The organism is Halodurantibacterium daqingense, assembly GCF_042666235.1.
GTDB classification, from domain to species: Bacteria; Pseudomonadota; Alphaproteobacteria; order Rhodobacterales; family Rhodobacteraceae; genus Halodurantibacterium; species Halodurantibacterium daqingensis.
In genome coordinates this window covers 1-21,713 of record NZ_JBHTFQ010000007.1, presented here as the reverse complement: position 1 = coordinate 21,713, position 21,713 = coordinate 1, and the positions used below count along the sequence as shown (strand labels likewise).

Below are 21,713 nucleotides of genomic sequence, written 5' to 3'. Positions count from 1 at the left end.
CGGACCGATCACAGCACCGCCCCGTCATGGCCGCCATCCTTCGTGGCATAGCGCAGGATCGTGTCCTGGCCGGGGATATGCGGGAAGCCTCGGAAGTTGGCGACATTGCCGAACTTCGTGCCGCAGGTCGTGACGCGCTTGTCGCAGCCCGCACGCGCGATGAAGCTGTCGCCCTCGGTGATGATCCGCACCGGAGACTCGAGCAGCGTCAGTATCGCCAGCCCGTCCACAAGATCGTGCGCCAGCACCTCCGCCCGACGCCCCGCATTCGCGCCGCTGGTCCATTCGACCGTGCCATGCGCGAACCAGCCCGCCGCAAAGACCTCGAACCCCAAGGCGGTGAAGGCGCGGTCACGCAGCATTTCGATCACGGCACCGGTACCCTTGAAGGCCGGATCCTCGAGATCGAAGCCGCAGCGGCCGTCGCCGAGCGCCGCGTCGCAGGTCGCCTGGAAGGTCCGCCCGACCGTCTGGCCGAGCACATGGGCGAGCGAACGCACTTCGGCCACGAAGGCCAGCCGCCCGCGCCGGATCTGGCCTATGGCCCCGCGGCGCATGAGGACGCGCTGGCCGGGATCGGCCCAGTTCACCCGCCAGAGTTCGACCTCGGCGTTGTCCCAGCGCCCGTCGAGGATGTCGGTTTCGGTGATCCGGTCGGAGGTCAGCACGCCCTCGGCATCCTGCGCATCGACCGACAGGTCCGACCCGAAGCGCATCTCGGAGGCGGTCAGCCCGCTCTCGGGCTCGAACTCGGTGCCGTCAAAGCTCAGCGTCCGGTCGTGGTCCGTGAAGCCGAAGGTGACGCCATCGGCCCGCGTGATCCGCCAGCACCAGGCCAGCGTCGTGGTGCCTTCGTCGAGATGGGCCTGCAGGGCGGAGGACAAGTCTTTCATGTCAGTCTCTCACGGCGCTCGCACAAGGGACCTGATCCGGTTGCTCAGCCAGAGGCCGAGCGCCTGATGCCCGGCGAGATCGGGATGGGTGGCATCCGATTTGGTGAAGTCGATCCCTTGGGTGTCGATGAAGAAAAACCCCGTGCGACCGGTCAGGGCGGTGATGATCGAGGCTTTCACCTCGGCATAGCCCGCGTCAGGCGCCAGTGGCGCGGCGCGATCCCAGGGTCCCAGCACGAAGACCAGCGCCGCGGGGCAGAGGTTGCGGATGATGTCGAAGCAGCTGGCCGCCGCCGGGGCGATGCCGCCGGACCCGATATCGTTGATCCCCATCGCCACGATGACCAGCGGCGGCGGTGTGCCCTTCTCGGACAGGTAGCGTTCGATGTCGGCGCCGATGCGCTGTGGCAGGGCAAAGACCGTGCTCCCCGCCGTCGCCACATAGCCCGAGCCGCCGACGCCCGAAGCCCAGAGCGGCAGGCCGAGATGATCCCCCGCCACCACCGCCAGCCCGTCGCCGTCTCGGCCGGTCGGCACGCCGATGGCGCCGGTGAAACTGTCCCCGAACATCAGCGCGCCAAAGGGTGCCTCCTCCAGCTTTGTGACGGTGTCGGCCGCCGCGACATGGATCCCGTCGATCGCCGCTGCCTGGCTACCCTCGATCTGCACCGCCCGCACCGCCTTCGTGCCGAAGTCCAGCACGATATACTGCCGCCCGCCGGTGGCCATCGATGTGGGGGTGAAGGACACGTAGCGGCCGTCCACGATCATGCGGTAGTTGAAGACCGAGGAGCCCACGACACGGAAGGCCAGCGCCGCCGCGTCGACGACGAAGCCTGCGCGCCAGCTGACCGCATCCTCGCCGTCATTGGCGTTGCCGCCGGTGGCGGCGCGGGTCGCCACCGGGAAGCGGCGATAGTCCGTGAAATAGGGCTTGCTGCCGCCGCCATCGAAGCGCGCCACATTGCCCAGCGTGCCTGCGGAATAGCGGTAGGATTTGGTGAGCATGTCGTAGGGGGCGGCCGGTGCCGCTGGCCCACCGGCACCGGTAACGACGGTCGGTGGCGCAGGCATCGCGCCTTGCGAATGCGGATTGGGCGCGCCGCTGTTGGCGGAAAGGTACGACCGCAGCAGGATCCGCGTCGTCTCCCAGGCCTCTAACGGCCTGGCGGGCACCTCCTGATACATCCCGTCGGCGATGTTGAACGTGCCTTCCCCCTCCGGGATGGTGATCTGGATGTAGCGGTCCGCATCCGCAAGCGAGACCATCACCGTGTACTCGCCCGGCACCACATCCAGATCGACCGTGCCGTCCGGACCGGTGACGGAGAAGAACCGCTCGTCGACAAAGCCCACGCCTTCGCGCGCCACGGCACGGCGGGTACTGCGCGACCAGGTCATGGTCCTGTTCGCAAAGGGCTGGCCGGAGAGGGTGCGCAGGATGCCCGAGACATGGCGGGTGTCTGACATGGATGCTCTCCTCAGTCCGGAAGCGGTGTGGTGCGTTCGCGCAGCTCGATGAGCTGGATCGATGGAATTGAGCCCAGGCGCTCGACATCGAGCGTTACCTGCAGCAGATCACTGTCGAAGCGGACCGGAACGTCGAACTCGAACCCGGCCCGCACCTCGATGCCCGCCTCGGGGGCCACGGCGAAGGTCAGGGTTCCGGTGCCGGTTTCGACTGTCCAGCCGTCAAAGCGCTCTACCTCGCCGAGCGCCACTCGCACGGAGCCGGCGACCGGCTTGCGGATCGCGCGCCACCAGCCGCCCGTCGCCTCGCTGCCATAGAGCTTGCGCAGGCGGAAGTGCCGCTGGACGCCATCTCCGGTTCCGAGCAGCTGGTCCTGCGCCTTCGGGACCCGCGACGGTGGACCTGACTTGTAATCCGCCCAATCCTTGAAGCGGAAGCCGTAGAGCCGACCGTTGCGCGCCTCGAAGAACGCCACGACAGCGGCCAGATCGTCGGCGCGACGGATGCCGTAGGACACGTCATAGCGGCGGCGCGAGTCGGCCCAGCTGGCATTGCGCTCCTCGGCGCCCGAGGCGAGCTCCACCACCTGCGTGCGCCGTTCCGGCCCGCCGCGCGCACCACGGCTGATCGCGTCCGGAAACCGGACCTCGTGAAAGGACATCTGATCCTCATGTCAGGAGTTGTGGTATTGCGCCGGAGCCGGGGTCGGGCTGCCCCGCGCCCGCGTTATGGATCGGGCACAGCCGCAAGAGGCCCAGCCCAAAGAGCGCATCGTGAACTTGTCCCGGCGCTCTTGCAGTTCCGCGCGCCGCTTGCCGGGATCCCCGGCCCCGGTAACATGGTCTTCGCCGTGATCGGTCGGTGCTTGGCCGGCGCGTAGAACGAGCGGGTTGTTGGCGCGCCGGCATGAAAGTGATGGCGGCTGTGCGGGACGAAGCCGACGGTCAGCGTAGCTCCGCAAAAAACAGTTTAAGCTGGTCAGCAACCTCGTCAGGAGCTTCCTCAGCCATGTGGTGCCCGCTTGCGATCCCATGTTGCAGAACGATCTGATCGCTCCAGGCCGTCCAGGGATTTACCGGGTCTCCATAAAGGCTTTCCATGTCGTCATGCTTTGACCAGAGAACTCCAAGGGAGCAGCGGAGACGTCTCCCTGCCTCCTTGTCGCGTCGATCATCGTCATAATCGAACTCAAGCCCTGCGCGATAATCTGCGAGCATACCACGTACCACGTCCGAGTTTCGGGTGGCGGCAAGATAATCCCGGTTGTTCTCTGCCCCGGCGGCGGCTTCTGCAGGATACCAAAGGTCGGGGTGAGCCTGAATCGCCGCTTCCGCCTTCTCGCTTTGGGCAAAGAAGAACCAGTGCCACCAGCTTTTTGCAAAGCGCCAGTCCGCCCGATTCAAAGCCTCGTAGATCGGAATACCGTCCATCACGACAAGGCCCGCAACATTGTCGGGGAAATCCATCGCAAGCCGGAATGCCCGATACGAACCGCGATCATGCCCCGCGACCCCGAACCTTTCATGTCCGAGCACTGCCATGCACTCATGTAACGCTTCTGCCTTCGCCTTTGCCGAGCTGCCGGCGGGTGTTTCCGGTTGATAGCTTCGCCCAAAGCCCGGCATATCCGCACAAACCACATGGAAATTGCGCGCGAGTTGAGGTGCCACCTTGAACCAGGTGGTGTGTGTTCTCGGATGCCCGTGAAGAAGCAGGATGGGAAAACCGGACCCGCCACACCGCACGCGGATCTTGCCACGCGATGTCATCACAAGCTGCTCAGCGAAACCGTTAAAGAAATCTGACACCACCAATCCTTGATCATGATCAGGATATTCTCCATGCGCGTAGGCCCTACGCCCTACAAGGAAGTCAGTTCCGAATAACCGTGAAGGGCTCCAAGCGGCATTAGCCCGCCTTTTTCCGATCTCCACAAGCTACAACCCCCTCCGCCCCATGGACACTGCACGTGCGATGTCGGCAGCGACTTGGGTGCGCGATTGGCGAAAGCTTTCCGCGTCGCGCGTCATGATGGTGATGTTGACGGAGAGCGCATCACGCGGCCGCTGCCCGAATTCTGCGGCTTCGCGGCGCGAGAGCACCCGCTCGCCGCGCTGCAGGATCGCGGGCACCTCGTCCGGCTTCAGCCCGACCCAGCCGCCCGAATGCATGCGTGGCGCGCCCGCGAAGGCGAGCGCCGGGACCATCCGGCCGGGACCGGCCGCGCCCACCATGCCGCCCGCGTGCAAGACCGAGGCGAACATGCCCCCTGCGCCGCCGAGCACGCCGGACAGCAGCCCCGCCAGCGGGCCGAGGATGAAGCGCCGCGCGGCGAGCCGGGCCAGATCGGCGATCATCGAGGTCACCAGATCGCGGAAGTCGAGCTTGCCCTTGCGCACGAAGTCGGCGACCGCGGTCTCGGCCGCGCCAAAGGCCCCGACCAGCGCCTGGCCGATGTCGGCCCCTATCTCGCGCGCCCTTGCTGCATAGTCGGCAAGCGCGGCGGTCACCGCCTGCCAGCCAGTGACGGCTTCCTCGGCGCCGGTGGCGGTCTGGGTTCCGGCCTCGCGCCCGGCGGCACCCGCGCGACCCGCCGAGGTCTCTGCCTCGTCCAGCGCCTCGGCAACGCGCCGGGCCCCGGCGGCAGCGGCATCGAGTGCGCCTTCGGTTTCCTCGCCCGACCCGCGAACGGCCTCGACCAGCGCGGTGACGGCCTCGCGGACGCTGTCGAAGGCCCCCGCCCGCGTGTCCGCCGCCCGCTGGCGAAAGCGTTCGGCCATGCTGCCCGCGTTGCTCGCGGCATGATCCAGCATCGAGGCCCAGGACTGCGCCCCGAACCAGTCGATCTGGAAATCCGCGCCGATCCGGTCGGCCACGGCGTTGAAGGTGGGCCCGATCATCCCGAGGAAGTCGGCCCATTTGCCCGCGAGGAAGGCCATGAGCCGCGTCCAGATGCTCTCGATATCCGCGCGCAACGCCCGGAAGTCGTCGACCAGCGAGCCCATCGTGGTCTTGATGCCGTCCCAGACTGCCCGGGCCACGTTACCCATCAGCTCCAGCGCGTTCCCGAAGCCCCCGGCTCCGGTGACGAGGCGGGAGAACTGATAGACCAACTCGCCTGCACCGACGATCAGCGCCCCGATCCCGGTGCGGATCAGCGCGCCGCGCAGGACCACGAGGGCAGTGGCCAGCCCGCGCACCGAGAGAGCCGCCGCCGCGAGGCCTGCGACCCAGCGCCCAGCCATCAGGGCTGCGAAGGTGCCCGCGATGCTGGCCAGCCGCCCGAGGTTGTCGAAGAGCGTGCGGATCGCGATGCCGAGCAGCCCGGTGGTGCGCGCGACCGCTGCCATGGCATCGGCGACAGCCTCCAGCGCGGGCGCCGCCGCGACGGCGAGCTGGTTCGACAGCCCCCGCCAGATCAGGCCGAGGCGCGAGATGGCATCGTTGGTGCGCTCGATCTGGCGCGTGTCCTGGTCCGACACCACAACCCCGAAATCCCGCACATCCTCTGTCGCCTGCCGCAGCGTCGCGGTGTCGATGCGGCTGAAGACCAGCGCCGCCCGGTCGCCGAAGAGCTGCGAGGCGACCGCCGCGCGCTCCGCTTCGGGCACGAGGTCTGCCAGCCGGTCCTGGATCAGCGCGATCCGCTGGTCGAGCGGCAGGGCCTGCAGCTCTCCCGCCGACAGCCGCAGGCGGCGCAGGGCTTCCGTCGCGGGGCCAGCGCCGGAAGCGGCCTGGCTCAGCCGTCGCGTCAGTTGCATCGCCGCCTGCTCGACCTGACCCATCGACACGCCCGCCAGATCGCCCGCGCGCTCGAGCACCTGGATGCTGGCGACGGTGGTGTCGAGGGAGGCCGCGAGCTTTGCCTGCGCATCGACCGTCTGGAGCCCGGAGCGGATCATCGCCACGCCAGCGGCCGCGGCGGCCGCCACGGCGGCAGCGGCGGCCACGCGCACCCGCCGCGAGAAGGCCGCGAGCCGGGTGTTCGCCGCTTCCATCTCCCGGCTCAGCCGTCCGAAGCCGCGCGACCCGGCCTCGCCGACACCTTCCAGCTCGGCGCGCACCTGCCGTCCGCCCACGGCCGCGAGGCGGACGCTAACCCGTTTTTCCGCCATGGGATTGATCCACCTGTTCGTTGAGCTTGGTGACCATCACCGCCTCGATGACGGGCAGCAGTTCGGCCATGGCGAGCGGCGGCACACCGAGGGCGTCACCGAGCGCCAGCGCCGCCGACATGTCCCAGCCGATCACCGCACCGGGCAGGACACGCAGCTGGCCGCCTAGACGGCCGACCAGGTCCCATACCTGCCAACCCTCATGGGTGAGCGGCCGGTTCAGCCGCGCCGGGCAGTCCGGGCAGGCTTGCGCGCAGGCTTCACAATACCTGTCGCCCCCGCCGAAGGACCATTCGGCGAGAGCGCGGAGGCGTTTTTTTCCTGTTCCAGCAGCAGGCCTTTGGAGACGTAGGTAAGCTGGAAGGCCTCGAAGATCGGCCAGACGTCGAGCAGCGCGTCGATGGCCTCCGGGCGCGGGTCGATGGGATTGCCGTCCGCATCGCCGATGCCCTCCCAGGCGAGTACCGCACGCCGCGCCAGCGCCTTGGCGAAGGCCACCGCGCGTTCCTCGCCGGAGGCGTCCTCGGGCACCGCCTCGACGGCCGGATCGCTGCGCGTGGTCACCATCAGCGCGGTGGTCAGCGGGCGCAGCTGCACGCGGACGCCGGTAGTGAGATCGTGCCAGCGCGGGGCGTTGGTCAGGTCGAGCGTGAGCATCAATACGTCTCCACATCGTTCACGAGGGTGGCGGTGCACATCCGGCTGACGACGCTGTCACGGGCGGCCTGCCAGTCGAAGGTCGCCTGCACGCCCTGCGGTCCGGAGATCTCGATGCGGGGACGCGGCAGGTAGACGGCGTGCACCGTGAAGATGAAGCTCTCGCCGGAGGGCAGGACGTAGCCGAACTCCATCTCGCAGGCCTCGCCGTTGATCGCCTGCGTCACCAGCGTCTGGTCGGCGAAGCGGACCTCGATCCGGCCGGTCAGCGCCGCGATGGACGGGTCCGCCCCGTCGATGCGGCCGTCGCTGCGGATCGTCTCGATCCGGTCCAGGTTGTTGGCGTAGGTAATCTCGGCCGAGATCACATTGCCGAGGGCGGTGCCGTTGCGCGTGATCGACCCGTTGAAATGGCCGAAGCGCTTAAGATCCAACGCCGCCGGTGTTCCGGCGCTGGTCGTCGTGCCCACCGTCTCGCCCTGCGCCACGAGCCGCGCGGTCGCGGTCAGCAGCCCGGATCGCTGCATCTGCCAGGTGATCTGGTCGAGCACGCATCCGGAATACATCGCGTAGCGTGGTACCTCCGGCATGCCGGTTTCGATCGACATGCTGGGCAGCGTCCAAGACCCTGACTGGAACTCGTGGGTGTAGGGCGCTTCCGCGCCCGTGGTCGTGGGTGTTCCGAACGCCGCCTTCAGCCAGAATCCGAAGGCCTCGGCGTCGAGCGGCACCACGACATCGCCGTCAGCCGTCACGGCGTCCTTGATCGGCGCCAGCGGATCGCGGCCGTAGCCCAATAACTCCGAGTTCAGCAGCGGTTGCTCCGCACCCAGCGAGGTGCTGGCGAAAGGCATGCGGGTGAAGCCGCCCACCGGCGGCGTCCCGTAGGTCGTCTCGAACGCAAGCGCCATCAGCGCCCGCGCCCCCTGGGCTCGTGCCATGGTGTTCTCCTTGATGGTGTCGAAGCGCGGTTGCGTTCGGTCGGGCCGTGCCGCACATAAAGGTCATGCGCAGTAATCGTCCCAAATTCCCGCTCAGTATTTCCGGTCGGTGGATCATCACCCGGATGATCGTTTCTGTCCTTGCGATCGTGGTTCTTTCGGTTGGCCCCGCCTCGGCGCAGACGAATACCGTGAGTGGCGCGGTCCGCTATGTGACGGACGGCGACACCCTATCACTTCGCGGCGTCGATCGGCCGATCCGTGTCTGGGGCCTTGATGCTCCCGAACGCAACGAGCGCGGTGCCTCCGCCGCGACATCCACTCTGCAGCGGCTGGTCGCCGGCCAAAGCCTGACCTGTCGTGTACGCGACATCGACCGATACGGGCGGATCGTCGGGCAGTGCTTCCTCCCCGATGGTCGCGACATCGCTGCCCAGATGATCGCTGCCGGAGTGGCCCGGGAATACTGCTACTTCTCGGGCGGCTACTACGGCACCTGTCGCGGCAACTGACCCGTCGGTTCTATCCGAGCGGGTCGGCCGTGGAATAGTGCAGCACCACCGGGATCACGGCGGCCTTCAGGCTGGCCGCGCCCTCGACCGGCAGATCGACGGGCCGCGGCGCTTCCGCCTCGACCCAGTCGCAGAGGCCGCCCAGCGTCCGGTCGGCGGCGAGCGCTGTGCCGATGCCGGCGGTCAGCGTGTCGAAGGCGGCGTCACGGTCGCCGCCCTGCACGACCGCCTCGATCTCGGCGCGGTGCTGGTAGTGGTAGCGCAGGGGTGACAGCGTGACCTCGGGCTCATTCGGTTCGCCGTCGCGCAGGATCAACAGCCCCTCGGCCTGGACACGCTCGGGCAGCACCTCACCGCGCAGGGTGGTGGCGGGCAGTACCGAGAGCCGCACGTGCAGCGCGGCGAGGATAGTTTCGCGAGGGCTGGGCACGGTTCTCTGCCGATCATCACATCAAGAAATGTCGTCTTGTGCGTTTGCACTGATTTCGACACGGTTATGTTCTGGCGCACTTTTGAGAGGTATCGATAATGCTGTTCGACGTCGACAAGGCTCTCAGTCTGCCGGATATTCGTCACATTGTCGCAAAGCGTGATGAAGTACTTGATCGCTTCGGGCCGATATTCCGAAATCCGCAAAGTCTCACCAAGCAGGACTATCTGGATTTCCTCAGTTTCAAGCACAATCACCACTGGACAGGTTTAGAACGCCTGGGGCGCCGAGCCACAGATGATATGGAAAGTCTGCGAGATGCGATAACCGGTCTAGTAGACGAAACAAAGCCGATCTCGGACAGATTTGATTCCGCCCTTTCCATGGTGCGTGGAGCCGGTGCGGCCACCCTCACACCTATATTGCTCTTGGCATATCCTGATCGCTACGGGGTTTGGAACGGCACCAGCGAACCGGAAATGCGGGAACGAGGTGTATGGCCAACGTTCCCCCACGGTGCTTCGGAGGGGCAAAGGTATGAAATCATCAATTCCATGCTCCTTCAGCTGGCAAGAGACTTGAAAGTGGACCTGTGGACACTCGACGCCTTCTGGTGGATGAGCAAGCTGGAACGTCAAAACACGGGCCACTACCTTGGCTCCAAGGAAATCGCGATCTGGAACATGGCTGAACAGGCCAACCAAACGGCGAAGCAGTCCTACGGACAGACAGTGGAACGCACTATCAAGAACAAGGACCTCCGGCTCTCGAAAGAGGCTCTCATCTCGCATATCAAAGAGTTGCTGGGGGAAACAGGTGATAGGTGCGCCATTTCAGAAATTTTCCTTCAGTTTGACGGTCCAGATTTGCAATTACGACCGTCTTTGGATCGCATTGACAGCTCTGGCCACTACGAAATTGGAAATCTTCAAGTTGTGGCTCGTTTCATCAACTTCTGGAAGCGTGATACTGAGGATTCCGAGTTCCGTCGACTTCTGGCAATTGTGCGAGGAGAATCTTAGGCCCGACGCTTCTGGCTACTCATGCTCGTGCCTCCACCCAATTCGCCACGATCAGTCCCGGCACGCTGTCGAGCGCCTGCTCGGCGTCGCGGCCGAGGTCGAGCCGCTTCGGCAGCTTCACCTGTGGCAACAGCAGGAAGATCGGGACGGTGACCTGGTTGCGGCCGGTCTTCGCGCGCGACGCCACCGCTTGTCCGCGCTCGTTGATCCGGGCGCGGTCGGCGACGAGCAGGCTCGGCCCGCGGCGGCGATAGACGAAGCGCAGGCGCAGGCCGCGGCGGCGTTCCCATTCGCCGGGGGTAAGCTTGGCGCCTCGGAGGCCGCGGCCGGCGGCTTCGGTCGGGATCGCGAGCCAGAAGCCGTCCTTCGAGCGGATCATCGGGCCGGTGTCGTGGGCGCCAACGATGACCGGCGCCTTGGACCAGACCAGCGCCGCGGCATCCAGGCTCTCGCCCGCTTTGGGGTAAGTCTGGCTCCTGATCGAGTTCGCCAGCCGCCGCCCGAGCCCTGCACTGGTGATCTGACCGCGCCAGGACGACTTGAGCCCGGTCCCGGCCTCCCGCATGGCGGCGGTGACGGCCTTCTCGCCCGCCTTCACCTCGGTGGCCATGGCGGCGACGAGATCGGGCGTAATGTCGAGCTTCAGCTTCATCGCGATCAGGCCGGCCGAAGGTCCACGGTCCAGACGAACCGCTCGCGGTCGCGGACAGGTTCGCCCTGGATGAGGAAAGCTTCGCCGTCGATCTCGATGCGGTCACCGGGACGCGGGTTGGCCACTTCGGAAAGGCGCAGATCGAGCCGGGTGCTCTCCGACCAGATCTGCGCCTTGCCGAAACCGATGACGTCGTCGGGGCGCCGCAGGATGGCGCGGACAAGTGCCGACGCGCCGCCCTCGGCGGTGTAGACGACGTCGCGCGCGAGATGCGCGTCGGCAAAAAGCGCGTCGAGGGCGGCGGCGAAGGCGGTCATCAGGTCCGCCGCGCCGAGCGAAGCACCTGCGGGCGAGTGCAGATCGGGAGGGGATTGCTCTCGATCTCAAGCCGCACCCATTCATCGCGATCCCGGTCCGGGATCGTGCGGGCGTAGAGCGGCTGACCCAGCGTGTTGACCGTCTCGAAGGTGTCGGCGGGGGCGTAGTAGATCTCGAAGAGCCCCTCGATGCCTTCGGGGTAGAAGAAGGCCTTGTCGGTCGGCACCGCGAAGCCGACGCCGCCACGGTAGCGGCGGAAGGTGATGCCGCCGAAGCTGACCTCGTCGGCGACGCGTCCCCGCAGATCGGCCGCGGCGGCGGTGTTGAGGTAGGTTTCGCGCACCTCCTTGTGGGCCACGAGATCGGCGAAGAAGGCCGAGCCGCATTCCGCTCGGATCTGCACGGCACCGGCCGAGAGCCCGCCCATCGAGTCCTCGACGCTCTCGATCAGCGCCTGGCAGCGCTTCCGGAGCGCCCCCGAGGCGGGGCTCGCATTGTCGAGGTCGAAGTCGATCTCGGCCGCCGGCGAGATGCCGAACTCGGTGAAGTAGTTCACCACCGTCGCGTGGTCCTTCGGGTCCTTCACCAGCCCCTGGATGCCGTTCAGGAGGTGATACTCGAAGGTCGTCTCCGCGTCCTGGCGGAGCTTGCGCAGCCTGTAGGCCACCTCGGTTTGCACCTGCTGGGTGGCGCTCTCCGAGCCGAAGTCGCGGACGGACTGGATCTCGGAGGCCCAGAGCACGTCCTGCTTCTTGAACTGCCGGCAGACGAAGGCGCGCATCTCGCGCCGGTCGGGCACCTGCTGCTCGTAGGCTGAGCCGCGCTCCGAGAACGGGATCAGCGAGAGCGTGCCGTCGCGACTCTCGATCACGACGGTGCGCGAGCGCACGCCGCGCGGGCTGAAGAGGTTCGAGCCCGAGAGCAGCGCCGGCTTGTAGGGGATGTTCTCGAGCGCACGGGTGAGCTCGACGATGGTGAAGGCATCGCCTTCGAAGATGTCCATGGTGGCCATGAGGATGCCTCCTGTCGGGATTGGATCAGCGGACGAGGATGCCCGCGGCGAGGAGCGCCGAATGGGCGGCCGCAATCTCGCCCTCGCTGGGCGTGCCGGCGAAGACGAGGTCGTGACGGTTGACGATGGCGGGTCCGCGGACGACCGCGACCGCCGGTGCGTCGCCACCGGACGCATCCGCCTTGCCCCAGAGCACGGCGACGGCGGTCTCGGTGCCGTCGACGGCGGCCGGGTCGTGTGCGGCGTACTTGCCGGACGCGGTGATCTTGCCGAGCACGGCGCCGGGCTCGAGCGTACCCGCCGCGACGGTGATCGTCTCGCGGGTGTAGTCGCGGAAGGCTTCCCAGACGAGGAAGCCCCCGGGGTGTGTGCCTTCGACCAGCGTGGTCATGATGTCATCCTTTCGGCTTGAAGGTGCGGGCGACGATCTCGCCCCAGGGACGCGCGGCCGAGGAGCGGCCGGGCTGCGGGTGATGGGGCGCGATTTCGGGCTCGGCCTCGGCCTTGGCGGCGAGGAGCGCCGCGCGGACCTCCTCAAGGTTCGCGTCCTGTTCAAGGAAGCGACCGGCCATCTGTGGCTGGCCCGCAAGGCGGCAGAGGTCGATCACGGCCCGGGCATGGCCGATGGCCTCCGACCGGATCGCGGCCGGGTCCGGCGGCGCGCCACTCGGCGGCGGGGCTTCGGCCGGCAGCTGAGGAGCGTCGGAGGTGGCGTCCTGATCGTCTTCGCTGTCCGCGACCTGATCCGCTTCATCGGTGGCCTCGGCGCTGGCACCTTCGGTGTCGTCGTCGTTCTCCGGCTCGGTTTCGATGGCGTCGACCAGCACCGGCGGCGCGTTGCGGAACCGACTGATTTCGAAGCGCGCGGCGATGCGGACAGGCTCGACCAGCCGGTCGGCGAAGCCCTGTGCCATGGCGTCCGCAGCGTCGAACCAGGTCTCGGACGCCATCAGCGCGGAGACCTCCTCAGGCGACCGGCCGGATTTCGCGGCGTAGCCCGCAACAAGGCTGCCTTTCACCTTGTCGAGCGCCTCGGCCATGGCGCGCATGTCCTCGGCCGTGCCCATGACGAGGCCGGCCGGATCGTGGATCATCAGGAAGGCGTTCTCGGGCATGACGATCTCGTCGCCCGCCATGGCGATGTAGGAGGCCGCCGAGGCGGCAATGCCGTCGATCCAGACCGTGACCGGGCCCGCGTGCCGTTTCAGCGCGTTGTGGATCGCGACCGCGTCGAAGACCGAGCCGCCGGGGCTGTTGAGCCGCAGATCGACGGGCGTGCCCTCAGGCAGCGCGCCCAGTTCGGAGAGAAACCCCTTCGCCGAGACCCCGTAGGCGCCAATCTCGTCATAGATCGCCACTTCCGCGCGCGCGTCCTCTCGGCCACGCCCCCGGGCGTGGATCGCATACCAGCTTGCCATGTCTTCACTCCTGTTCGGTGGCCGGATCGGTCGCGTCGGTGCCGTCGTCCGAGTCGTTGCCGGCGCCAGCGCCCGGGTCAGGCCGCGTCGCCGGCGTCGCGCGAGCGCCCTGCGTCTCGCCGGGGCTTGTGCGGTAGCGCAGGCCGAGCCCAGTCGCGCGCGCGGCGTCGGCCGCGTTCTCGCGATCGACTTCCTCGATGTCGTAGCCGGTGGCCTCGACCACCTTGCGCCGCGAGGTGATGCCCGTCTCCATCGCCAGCACCTGCGCCTGGATGTCCTTCAGCGGATCGACCCAGTCCCAGCGTGGCGGGATCCATTGCACCGGCCGCACCTGTGCCGGATCGGCGTTGAGCGCACCCGAAAGCACCGCCGTCTCCAGCCAGCGCAGCCAGACCGCGCGGCAGAGTTGGTGCACGATCACGCCATGCTGCAGCTGGCCGATGCGGCGGCGGAACTCGACAAGCTCGGCCCTGAGGCTCGAGTAGTTCGCCTGCCGGACATCGCCGGTGACGAGATGATAGGGCAGTCCCAGCGAGGCCGAGACCGCCAGCAGCGTGCGGTACTGGAACGCCTCGTAGCCGCCGCCGACATCGGCCGGAGACGAGAACTTCACATCCTCGCCGGGCAGCAGCACCTGCATCGTGCCGGGCTCGAGGCTCGCAATGGCGGCGCCGTCGAGATCCGCCTCGGCCTCTCCCATCATGGGCTCTTCGGGCGCGGTCTTGGTGATGAAGCCCGCGAACATCGCCGCGGTCTTCTTCCGGTCGAGCTCGGCGTCGTCGTACTGGTCGAGCAGGAACAGCCGCACCATCGCCGGCGCGATATGCGGCAGCCCCCGGATCTGGCCTGCATCGATGGGGCGATAGACATGCAGCACATCCGCCGCCGGCACGCGCACCGTCTCCGGGATCACCGCCCCCTGATCGGTGCTGTCGCCCGGATGGCGGCGGCGGAAGTGGTAGGCCACGCGCCGGCCGATCCCGTCGAACTCGATCCCACAGCGGATGCGATTGCCGTTTGCCGCGGTCTCCATCTTCTCGAACGGCAGCATCTCGGACTGGAGAAGCTGCAGCTGCAGCGGCACCAGCAGCCCGTCCTCGGCCCGGCGCGGGCGCAGCCGGACGAAGCACTCGCCCGCCACGAACATCTCGCGCGCGACCATGGCCTGCAGGCCGAAGAAGTCGGTCAGCCCATCCGCGTCGGCCTCGTCGGTCCAGGCGAGCCAGAGCCGCTGGACCCGGTCGCGGAGATCCGCGTCTCCGATCAGCGACGAAGGCTTGATCCCGTCACCGACGAGGTTCGCCGCGAAGGCCTCGCAGGCGTTGGCGGCATAGCCGTTCGTCACCACCAGCTCGCGGGACCGCGCCAGGAGCCGTGGGCCGCCCGAGGCGACCAGCGCGTTGATGTTCTCGAGCGGCGGGTTCCAGCCGCGCAGTCGCCGCTTTGCCATGGCGCCTTCGAGCCGGGCGCGCAGTCCAGAGGGACCGTGGCTCCGGGGGAGCCGCGTAAGCCCGGAGGACGCGGGGCCGCCGGGGGTGCGGCGGCGGAAACGGTCGAACAGGCCCATGGCTCAGAGCCCCTTCGTCGTCGTCACGCGCACATGCCGGACGATCCGCCGGCCTTCGGCCGTGGCGATCTCGCGATCCAGTGCCTCGATGGCCCGGTCGATCTCGGCCACGCTGCGATAGTCCACGGTCTTGCCGTCATAGCTCACCCGCGCCACGCCCGAGGAGCGCTGCGCCTTCAGCGCATCGCGGCGGGCGCGGAGCTCAGCGGCCGTGCTCATCAAGTCACCTCATGTAGCTCGAGCGCACCGTGCGTCGGCGCGGCGTCGTTCGGGTTGGGGTGGATGGCGCTGTCGCTGGACCGGCCTCGGACCCGTCCTGCTTCGCCACACCGAGTTGTGCCTCCAGATCGGCCCACCGCACCTCGGGCCAGCGATCCGCCCCGAGGATCCACGCGGCCGCGCGGGCATAGACCCGAGTGTCCAGCGCCTCGTTGCGCTCGCGGAGCTTCTGCCATTCGAGCCGCGTGAAGCCACGCTTGCCCTTCACCGTCACCAGCTGCTCGGCGGTCAGCTGCTTGAGCCATTCGCCGTCCACCCAGTCCGGCAGGTGGATCGTGCCGGGCGGGCACAGTACACCTGCGGCCTGTTCTTCTCTTGTCGGCCGGTCCTGCCGCAGGAAACGATAGGTCTCGGCCTTGAAGGTCGAGGTGGCCACGGTCCAGAGCCGGGCGCCGCGCCGGAGCCGTTTGCCCGCGATGGTCGCGTCGACATAGGTCGGCCCGGTCACCGGGCTGGTGCGGGTGAACCCTTCGACGCCCTTCACCGGCGCCACCTGCGCGAACCCCACCTGGCGCGACCAGGCATAGACCGCGCTCGTCTCGTAGCCCGTGTCGATCGCGAGCCGGGCGAGCGTCATCCGCTGACCCGAAGCATGCGTCCATGTCCGCCCGAGCAACTCCGTCAGCTGCTGCCAGCAGGCCGGATCGCCGGGGCCGCCCTCGAGCACGAGGTGATCGACAAGCCAGCTTTCCAGACCCCGACCCCAGGCCCAGACGTCGACCTCGATCCGGTCCTTCTGCACGTCGGCGCCCGCGGTCAGGAAGAGCCCTCGCTGCGGCACCGTGCCTGGAGCCCATGCCTCGCGCCGGTCCGCCAGCCGCTGCCAGTCGGGCGCCTCGCCGGTTTCCATCCAGGTCTCGCCGAGGATGGTGTTCCGGAATGCCCGCATCGCCTCGTCGCTGCCCCGTGCCGCCTCATGCGCCCGCGCGATCCGCTGCCAGCTGAGCCACCCGACCGGCGAATAGAGCGCCGACAGGTGGTAGCCGACCGTGGTCGGATCGGCGGCCGTGGTCGTCGCGCGCCACTCGCCGCGCTCGAGCATCCTCGTCTTGTGGTGCTCGGCGATGGGCCGCTCGCAGCCCTCGCAGAGATACTCGGCCGTCTCCGGCCGCCCCTTCTCCCAGCGCAGCCGCTCGAACGTCAGCCACTGCATCGCCTCGCAATGCGGGCACGGCACGAAGTACCGCCGCTGATCGGATGCCTCGAACTCCCGCTCGATCCGGGAGAGCCCGTGGATCGTCGGCGTCGACACCAGGAACACCTTGCGCCGGTGGGCGAAGGTCAGCGAGCGCGCTTCGGCCAGCGTGACCGGATCGCCTTCTTCGTCGGCCGAGGCTGGATAGGCGTCGACCTCGTCCAGGAAGATGTACCGCGCCGGGGTGGACCGGAGCCCGACCGCCGAGTTGGCGCCCGTCATGATCAGGATGCCGCCCGCGAACTCCTTCGACAGCATCGTGTTGCCCGCGTCGCGGGACCGGGCCGGTTTGACCCGTTCCCGCAGGTCGGGGCTTTCATCGATCAGCGGATCGATCCGCTGGCGCGAGTTCCGCTTGGCCAGTTCCACCGTCGGCTGGACCGCCAGCATCGGCCCCGGCGCCTGATGGATCACGAAGCCGATCCAGTTGTTGCCGGCCTCGGTCGCGCCGACCTGCGCGGCCTTCATGAACACGATCCGCTGGGTCGGATCGCCGGGCGACAGCCGGTCCATGATCTCGCGCATGTAGGGCGTGCGCGCGGTCCGGTACTGCCCGGGCTCGGCCGAGGCCCGCGAGGCGAGTTTCCGGTGGCGGTCGGCCCAGCTCGAGACGGTGAGATCCGGGTCGGGACGCAGACCCCGCGACCAGGCGCGGATCAGCGCGGCGGCGCCGTCGAACCCGAAGAGATCCTCATCCAAGCCCGGGTTGGATCTCCGCGAGGCTTTCGAGCTGGGCGCGGACATGGGCCTCCAGAACCTTCTGCATCTGCGCCGCCTCCACCTCGCATGCATTCCCCAGCGCCGCGGTGAGCTCCGAGGCCATCAACGCAGCCACCCGCGCCGGCCAGGTCACCCATGCGTCGCGCTCGTCGCGCGCGAGCCGGAACATCAGCGTCTCCGCCCGGGCGCGGTCGACCAGTTCCCCCTTCAGCTTCTGGAGCCGGATACGCCGCTCCTGCGCCTTCAGCACCTCGTTCGCGGTCTTGGCCTGCAGGAAGGTCGTGCCGCCGCCGACGGCCGGCGCGGTCAGTCCCTGTTCGCGAAGCGTGTCGCCTACGGCGGCGACGGCGGCCGCGGGCACGGGTTTCAGCTTGGGCGCCGGTGCCTTCGTCGTCTTCGACGGGTCCGTCGTCTCGGCCCGCCACTTGACGGAGGCCGCGGCGTCGATGCTGCCATCCTCGTGCAGGACCAGCCGGCCGGCGGCCTTCGCCTTCTGGATCGCGCCGCGTGACAGCCCGACATGGGCAGCGTACTGGCGCTCGCTCATGCCCTGCATCGCCAATCCCGATTATCATACAAAGTCAGGTGCTTATGTCGTTGATAAGCCTCGCGGACAGAGCGAACGTCGATCCCATAAAGACGATGCAACTCACCAAGGAGCCACGACGATGACCACGCGCCTAAACCCGATCACGACCCCGCGCCACGAACTCCGCGCCGAGAAGGCGCGCCGGAACAAGGAAGCCGCGCTCGCCGCCTTCATCGGCAAGAAGACCGAGATTGACGAGATGCTCGCCCGCCTGCAGGCGCTCAGCGACAACCACTTCAACGCCAATCCCGAAGAAGTGAACTGGGGCCATGTCGGCACCCTCGAACACTACGCCAGCCTCCTGAAGCGCATCACCGACAGCGCCTTCGGCGAGGGCGAACACGCCGAGTGACGGGAGCGCGCAACATGGAAACCATCCGCATAGCCATCCGCGGCCTGTACGAGCCTTGGGATGCCAGCCGCATCCCCGCCGTCCTCGACGAGATCGAGAGTGCACTCCGCGAGCAGGAGAACATTCCCGCTCGCCTCACCGCCGACAGCATGACCATCGCCATCGACGTGGCGACAGATCGACTGCCCGCCACTGCCACGCTCCTGCGCGAACTCGGGTTGATCTGACCTCCGGTCCAGCCGGAACTCCTGCCGCGCCGATGCGCGGCTCGGGGTCGTAGGAGGGTCGCGACGGTCGCGGCCCCTAAAACGGAGACCCCAGATGACCAAGCTTTCCGATACCCAGCTCGTGATCCTCAGCTCCGCTGTGGAACGCGAGGACAGCAACGTCCTGCCGCTCCCCGGCTCCCTTCGCGGCGGCGCCGCCGCAAAGGTTGTCGGCGCGCTTCTGAAGCGCGGGCTGATCGCCGAGACCACGACCGACAGCCGGACCAAGGCCGACGCCGCGCTCAACCGCATCTGGCGCAACGACGAGGACGGCAACGCCATCCTCCTGCACATCACGGACGCGGGCCTCGCCGCCATCGGCGTCGAGCCGGAAGGCTCCGGCAGCGCGCCCACGGGCGCCGACGGGGCGCCGAGTACCGAGCCCCCGCAGGACGCTCCCGCAGAGGCGGACGCTGCGCCCAAGGCACTCACACCGCGGGCGGGCACGAAGCAGGCGAAGCTGATCGAGATGCTCCGCGCCGACGGCGGCGCGACCATCGACGAGATCGTCGCCGAAACCGGATGGCAGCCGCACACGGTCCGAGGCGCCTTCTCCGGCGCGCTCAAGAAGAAGCTCGGCCTCGATGTCACCTCCGAGAAGGTCGAGGGTCGAGGAAGGGTTTACATGCTAAGCAAGTAAGCGACTGCATTCCTTGCACCCTTTGATTATGCTGCTTTGCGGAGGACCACATGGATTTCGTGAACCCGCAAAGCAGCACGGTCATTTTCGGTTTCGATTCGGCGTGGACCGATGCACCGAAGGCGCCGGGCGCGATCTGCGCCGTGGCGTTTGATGACCACGGCCAAGTGCAGTTCCACGAACCGCAACTGGTCTCGTTCGCGCAGGCTCGCAGGTTGATCGAGGAGCTCCGCAAGGATTTCGCTGTCAGCCTCGTTGCGCTTGATCAGCCAACGGTAGTGCCCAATGCCTCGGGCAGCCGCCCGGTGGACAAAGTCGCTGCGTCCCTCGTTTCTTTTGTCGGCGGTGGCGTTCAGCCGGCCAACCGCAGCAAGATCGGCATGTTCTGCGACGACTCGCCGATTTGGTCTTTCATTTCCGGTCTCTGTGCGGAGGAGGATCCTCTTCAGGCGCGCACAGCGTCTGCTGGCCACTTCCTCATCGAAGTATTCCCCGCGCTGGCTCTGCCCGCGCTCGACAACGGCTTTGCTCAGCGGCTCGGCGCTCCGAAGTACAATCCGCAGAACCGGAAAAAATTTCGCTTGGAAGACTGGCAGGCGGTGGCGCGCGTGGTCGAGCGTTCAGCAGAGCGATTCAATGTGCTGGGCCTTGCCGAATGGACCCACCAGATGCGGAACGCCGCTCAACCTCGGAAGTCCGATCAGGACAAACTTGATGCTGCCCTCTGTGCGCTGATTGGTCTCTTCTGGCGAGCAGGCCCCACTGCCTACTCGGCAATGCTGGGAGACGTTGATCACGGCTACATGGTCACGCCGATCTCAGACGAGACGTGGCCCCGCCTCCGGCAGGCAGCAATCCGGCGCGGTGTGCCGACTTCGCAGGTTGTTGATCCCTAGTTCCTAACTCGGATCGCCTCGAACAGCCGCCGCAGAGCGAAGGAGCGCGCGATGCTCACCACCGTGAACACTGCGCCCATCTTCAGGTTCTGCGCCAGCGTCGTATGCAGCCCGAAGACCGGGAAGATCAGGATCTGCGTCATCACGGCGACGCCGTAGCCGACCGCCACGTTGGCGACGGCCTCGACCAGCGACATGGCCCGGCTCTGTTTCATGCGGCTGCATCCTGCTCCTTCGCGGGCAGGTCAGCCGCTCGGCCTTCACCTCGGCGAAGGTCCGACCATCGCCGTCAAGGATCGCGTCGCGGCAAGTCTCGGCCTGCCAGCGCTCGACGGCGACATCGACATAGGCCGGGCTGATCTCCATCGCGAAGACGCGGCGGCCGTTGGCCTCTCCCGCCATGATCTGTGAGCCGGACCCTGAGAACGGCTCGTAGCAAAGCCCGCCGCGGGCAACGTGCTGGCGCATCGGGATGCCGAACGCGTCCAGCGGTTTCGGCGTCGGGTGGTCGGGCCGCTCGTCCTTCGCGAAGGACGGCATCTCCCAGGTCGAGGGCAGCGTCTGCTCGGCGACCTTCGGTGGGCGGTTCGGTCGGCGCCAGCCCATGAAACAGGGCTCGTGCTTCCAGAGGTAGTGTGACCGGGTCAGAACCCCGCGGTCTTTCACCCAGATGATCTGCTGGTGGACGAAAGCGCCGGCCTTCTCCCAGCAGGCTTCGAGCATCGCCTGGCGGCGGGAGGCGTGCCAGCAGTACCAGGCCGCGTCCTCAGTGATTGCCTCGGCCACGGCCGCGGCGATGAAGCCATCGTAGAGGTCGGCCCCTTGGCTGCTGTCGTCCCAGGTTACCCCATAGGACTGCGACCAGTCCTTGTTCCGGGTCGGGTGGTTCGAGCCGTCGTAGTCCACGAGATACGGCGGGTCGGTCGCGAACAGGATTGCCCGCTCGCCATTCATCAGGCGGCGCACATCCGCCGCGCTGGTGCTGTCACCGCATAGGAGCCGGTGGTCGCCTAGGATCCACAGATCGCCGGTGCGCGATGCCGGATTGCGGGGCGGCTCGGGGATGGTCACCGGCGGCACGGAGCCCCCGGCGCCACCCTCTTCACCGTCGTCTTCCGCGGCGTAGGCCAGCAGCTTGTCCAGCTCGCCGTCGGTGAAGCCGACCAGCGACAGGTCAAAATCCTCGGCCAGCAGGTCGTTCAGTTCGGCCGACAGCAGCGCCTCGTCCCAGGTGCCGAGTTCCGTGAGCTTGTTGTCCGCAATCCGGTAAGCCCGACGCTGCGCCTCGGTCAGGTGCCCCAACACGATCACCGGCGCTTCGGTCAGCCCGAGCTGCGTCGCCGCGAGCACGCGTCCGTGGCCAGCGATCAGCTCGCCGTCCTCGGCCACGAGGCAGGGCACGGTCCAGCCGAACTCGGCCATGCTGGCGGCCAGCTTCGCGACCTGGTCGGGCCCATGCACCTTCGCGTTCTTCGCATAGGGCTGCAGGCGCGACAGCGGCCAGGTCTCGATCCGCTCCGGGGCAAAGGCGAGGGTCATGCAGGTTCCTGTTGATGGTTGATCAGCATTGGCCGGGTGGACTCCGGCGCAACGGGATCCACCGGCTTCCGGCTGGACTCCGGTGTCCGCGAGGTATTCACCCCGCGCGACCGGTCAGATGTTTGAATTCACGGTAAGCGAGATTTTGGACCATTGCTCAGGGGGCTTGACGTCGGCTTGACGTCGCCGCTGTCGTCTCGCCCGGAAGGCTTGGACTGCAATAAAGTTT

The 21,713-nt window shown here is 67.5% G+C and carries 25 protein-coding genes and 1 pseudogene; 6 read left to right on the top strand and 20 right to left on the bottom strand.

The window, feature by feature from the left end; all coding sequences use genetic code 11:
- Positions 1-8: 8 nt before the first annotated feature.
- The 8 genes from ACFQXB_RS13365 to ACFQXB_RS13330 all read right to left on the bottom strand — a co-directional run bounded on the left by ACFQXB_RS13365 (position 9) and on the right by ACFQXB_RS13330 (position 8,077).
- Positions 9-893: a DUF2163 domain-containing protein gene (locus ACFQXB_RS13365; RefSeq protein WP_377404680.1), complete on the bottom strand. Its 885-nt coding sequence runs from the start codon at positions 891-893 to the stop codon at positions 9-11.
- 9 nt (positions 894-902) lie between these two features.
- Positions 903-2,363, bottom strand: coding sequence for an SGNH/GDSL hydrolase family protein (locus ACFQXB_RS13360; RefSeq protein ID WP_377404677.1), 1,461 nt, complete (start codon positions 2,361-2,363; stop codon positions 903-905).
- Positions 2,364-2,374: 11 nt separating this feature from the next.
- Complete coding sequence (locus tag ACFQXB_RS13355; protein ID WP_377404674.1) at positions 2,375-3,025, bottom strand: phage distal tail protein, Rcc01695 family; 651 nt, start codon at positions 3,023-3,025, stop codon at positions 2,375-2,377.
- 283 nt (positions 3,026-3,308) lie between these two features.
- Positions 3,309-4,172, bottom strand: coding sequence for an alpha/beta hydrolase (locus tag ACFQXB_RS13350; RefSeq protein ID WP_377404671.1), 864 nt, complete (start codon positions 4,170-4,172; stop codon positions 3,309-3,311).
- Positions 4,173-4,301: 129 nt separating this feature from the next.
- Positions 4,302-6,479 (bottom strand): phage tail tape measure C-terminal domain-containing protein, encoded by a 2,178-nt coding sequence (locus tag ACFQXB_RS13345; protein WP_377404668.1) that lies wholly within the window; start codon positions 6,477-6,479, stop codon positions 4,302-4,304.
- Positions 6,460-6,600, bottom strand: coding sequence for a DUF7697 family protein (locus ACFQXB_RS13340; RefSeq protein ID WP_377404665.1), 141 nt, complete (start codon positions 6,598-6,600; stop codon positions 6,460-6,462). Before ACFQXB_RS13340 ends, ACFQXB_RS13345 begins: the two co-directional genes overlap by 20 nt.
- Positions 6,601-6,698: 98 nt before the next feature.
- Positions 6,699-7,136 carry a hypothetical protein gene (locus tag ACFQXB_RS13335; protein WP_377404662.1) on the bottom strand — a complete coding sequence of 146 codons (438 nt, stop codon included), beginning with the start codon at positions 7,134-7,136 and terminating at the stop codon, positions 6,699-6,701.
- Positions 7,136-8,077, bottom strand: a complete 942-nt coding sequence (locus ACFQXB_RS13330; RefSeq protein ID WP_377404659.1) for a phage tail tube protein — start codon at positions 8,075-8,077, stop codon at positions 7,136-7,138. Before ACFQXB_RS13330 ends, ACFQXB_RS13335 begins: the two co-directional genes overlap by 1 nt.
- 65 nt (positions 8,078-8,142) lie before the next feature.
- Here ACFQXB_RS13330 and ACFQXB_RS13325 point away from each other — a divergent pair, with 65 nt between their 5' ends.
- On the top strand, positions 8,143-8,589 hold the full coding sequence (locus ACFQXB_RS13325) for a thermonuclease family protein (RefSeq protein ID WP_377404656.1): 447 nt from the start codon (positions 8,143-8,145) through the stop codon (positions 8,587-8,589).
- Between the two features lie 10 nt (positions 8,590-8,599).
- On the opposite strand, the gene ACFQXB_RS13320 is transcribed toward ACFQXB_RS13325, so the two are convergent.
- Positions 8,600-9,019 carry an acyl-CoA transferase gene (locus ACFQXB_RS13320; RefSeq protein WP_377404653.1) on the bottom strand — a complete coding sequence of 140 codons (420 nt, stop codon included), beginning with the start codon at positions 9,017-9,019 and terminating at the stop codon, positions 8,600-8,602.
- A gap of 98 nt (positions 9,020-9,117) precedes the next feature.
- On the opposite strand from ACFQXB_RS13320, the gene ACFQXB_RS13315 reads away from it, so the two are divergent.
- On the top strand, positions 9,118-10,041 hold the full coding sequence (locus ACFQXB_RS13315; protein ID WP_377404650.1) for a hypothetical protein: 924 nt from the start codon (positions 9,118-9,120) through the stop codon (positions 10,039-10,041).
- Positions 10,042-10,060: 19 nt separating this feature from the next.
- On the opposite strand, the gene ACFQXB_RS13310 is transcribed toward ACFQXB_RS13315, so the two are convergent.
- The 9 genes from ACFQXB_RS13310 to ACFQXB_RS13270 all read right to left on the bottom strand — a co-directional run bounded on the left by ACFQXB_RS13310 (position 10,061) and on the right by ACFQXB_RS13270 (position 17,758).
- Entirely contained in the window at positions 10,061-10,693 is a 633-nt protein-coding gene (locus ACFQXB_RS13310) for a DUF6441 family protein (RefSeq protein WP_377404647.1), read from the bottom strand.
- 5 nt (positions 10,694-10,698) lie between these two features.
- Complete coding sequence (locus ACFQXB_RS13305; protein ID WP_377404644.1) at positions 10,699-11,010, bottom strand: head-tail joining protein; 312 nt, start codon at positions 11,008-11,010, stop codon at positions 10,699-10,701.
- Positions 11,010-12,023: a major capsid protein gene (locus ACFQXB_RS13300; RefSeq protein WP_377404641.1), complete on the bottom strand. Its 1,014-nt coding sequence runs from the start codon at positions 12,021-12,023 to the stop codon at positions 11,010-11,012. The genes ACFQXB_RS13305 and ACFQXB_RS13300 overlap by 1 nt, the downstream gene beginning before the upstream one ends.
- A gap of 25 nt (positions 12,024-12,048) precedes the next feature.
- Positions 12,049-12,414: a head decoration protein gene (locus tag ACFQXB_RS13295; protein ID WP_377404638.1), complete on the bottom strand. Its 366-nt coding sequence runs from the start codon at positions 12,412-12,414 to the stop codon at positions 12,049-12,051.
- A 4-nt stretch (positions 12,415-12,418) separates the two neighbouring features.
- Positions 12,419-13,381, bottom strand: a complete 963-nt coding sequence (locus ACFQXB_RS13290; RefSeq protein WP_377404635.1) for a head maturation protease, ClpP-related — start codon at positions 13,379-13,381, stop codon at positions 12,419-12,421.
- A 64-nt stretch (positions 13,382-13,445) separates the two neighbouring features.
- Positions 13,446-15,008: a phage portal protein gene (locus ACFQXB_RS13285; RefSeq protein WP_377404632.1), complete on the bottom strand. Its 1,563-nt coding sequence runs from the start codon at positions 15,006-15,008 to the stop codon at positions 13,446-13,448.
- A gap of 3 nt (positions 15,009-15,011) precedes the next feature.
- Positions 15,012-15,227: a phage head-tail joining protein gene (locus ACFQXB_RS13280; RefSeq protein ID WP_377404629.1), complete on the bottom strand. Its 216-nt coding sequence runs from the start codon at positions 15,225-15,227 to the stop codon at positions 15,012-15,014.
- 4 nt (positions 15,228-15,231) lie between these two features.
- Positions 15,232-17,226, bottom strand: a complete 1,995-nt coding sequence (locus tag ACFQXB_RS13275; RefSeq protein ID WP_377404626.1) for a phage terminase large subunit family protein — start codon at positions 17,224-17,226, stop codon at positions 15,232-15,234.
- Positions 17,174-17,758 carry a hypothetical protein gene (locus ACFQXB_RS13270; protein WP_377404623.1) on the bottom strand — a complete coding sequence of 195 codons (585 nt, stop codon included), beginning with the start codon at positions 17,756-17,758 and terminating at the stop codon, positions 17,174-17,176. The genes ACFQXB_RS13275 and ACFQXB_RS13270 overlap by 53 nt, the downstream gene beginning before the upstream one ends.
- 112 nt (positions 17,759-17,870) lie before the next feature.
- On the opposite strand from ACFQXB_RS13270, the gene ACFQXB_RS13265 reads away from it, so the two are divergent.
- The 4 genes from ACFQXB_RS13265 to ACFQXB_RS13250 all read left to right on the top strand — a co-directional run bounded on the left by ACFQXB_RS13265 (position 17,871) and on the right by ACFQXB_RS13250 (position 19,945).
- A complete protein-coding gene (locus ACFQXB_RS13265) occupies positions 17,871-18,143 on the top strand; it encodes a hypothetical protein (RefSeq protein WP_377404620.1) in 273 nt (90 codons plus the stop codon).
- Positions 18,144-18,157: 14 nt separating this feature from the next.
- On the top strand, positions 18,158-18,370 hold the full coding sequence (locus ACFQXB_RS13260) for a hypothetical protein (protein WP_377404617.1): 213 nt from the start codon (positions 18,158-18,160) through the stop codon (positions 18,368-18,370).
- Between the two features lie 94 nt (positions 18,371-18,464).
- Positions 18,465-19,049: a DUF3489 domain-containing protein gene (locus ACFQXB_RS13255; RefSeq protein ID WP_377404614.1), complete on the top strand. Its 585-nt coding sequence runs from the start codon at positions 18,465-18,467 to the stop codon at positions 19,047-19,049.
- A gap of 50 nt (positions 19,050-19,099) precedes the next feature.
- Positions 19,100-19,945 (top strand): DUF429 domain-containing protein, encoded by an 846-nt coding sequence (locus ACFQXB_RS13250; RefSeq protein ID WP_377404611.1) that lies wholly within the window; start codon positions 19,100-19,102, stop codon positions 19,943-19,945.
- On the opposite strand, the gene ACFQXB_RS13245 is transcribed toward ACFQXB_RS13250, so the two are convergent.
- Both ACFQXB_RS13245 and ACFQXB_RS20320 read right to left on the bottom strand, forming a co-directional pair.
- Positions 19,942-20,142: a DUF7220 family protein gene (locus ACFQXB_RS13245; RefSeq protein ID WP_449301247.1), complete on the bottom strand. Its 201-nt coding sequence runs from the start codon at positions 20,140-20,142 to the stop codon at positions 19,942-19,944. The two genes, ACFQXB_RS13250 and ACFQXB_RS13245, sit on opposite strands and share 4 nt — an antisense overlap.
- A gap of 190 nt (positions 20,143-20,332) precedes the next feature.
- Positions 20,333-20,899 (bottom strand): annotated as a pseudogene (locus ACFQXB_RS20320) (DNA methylase); the annotation flags it as partial.
- Positions 20,900-21,713 lie beyond the last annotated feature (814 nt).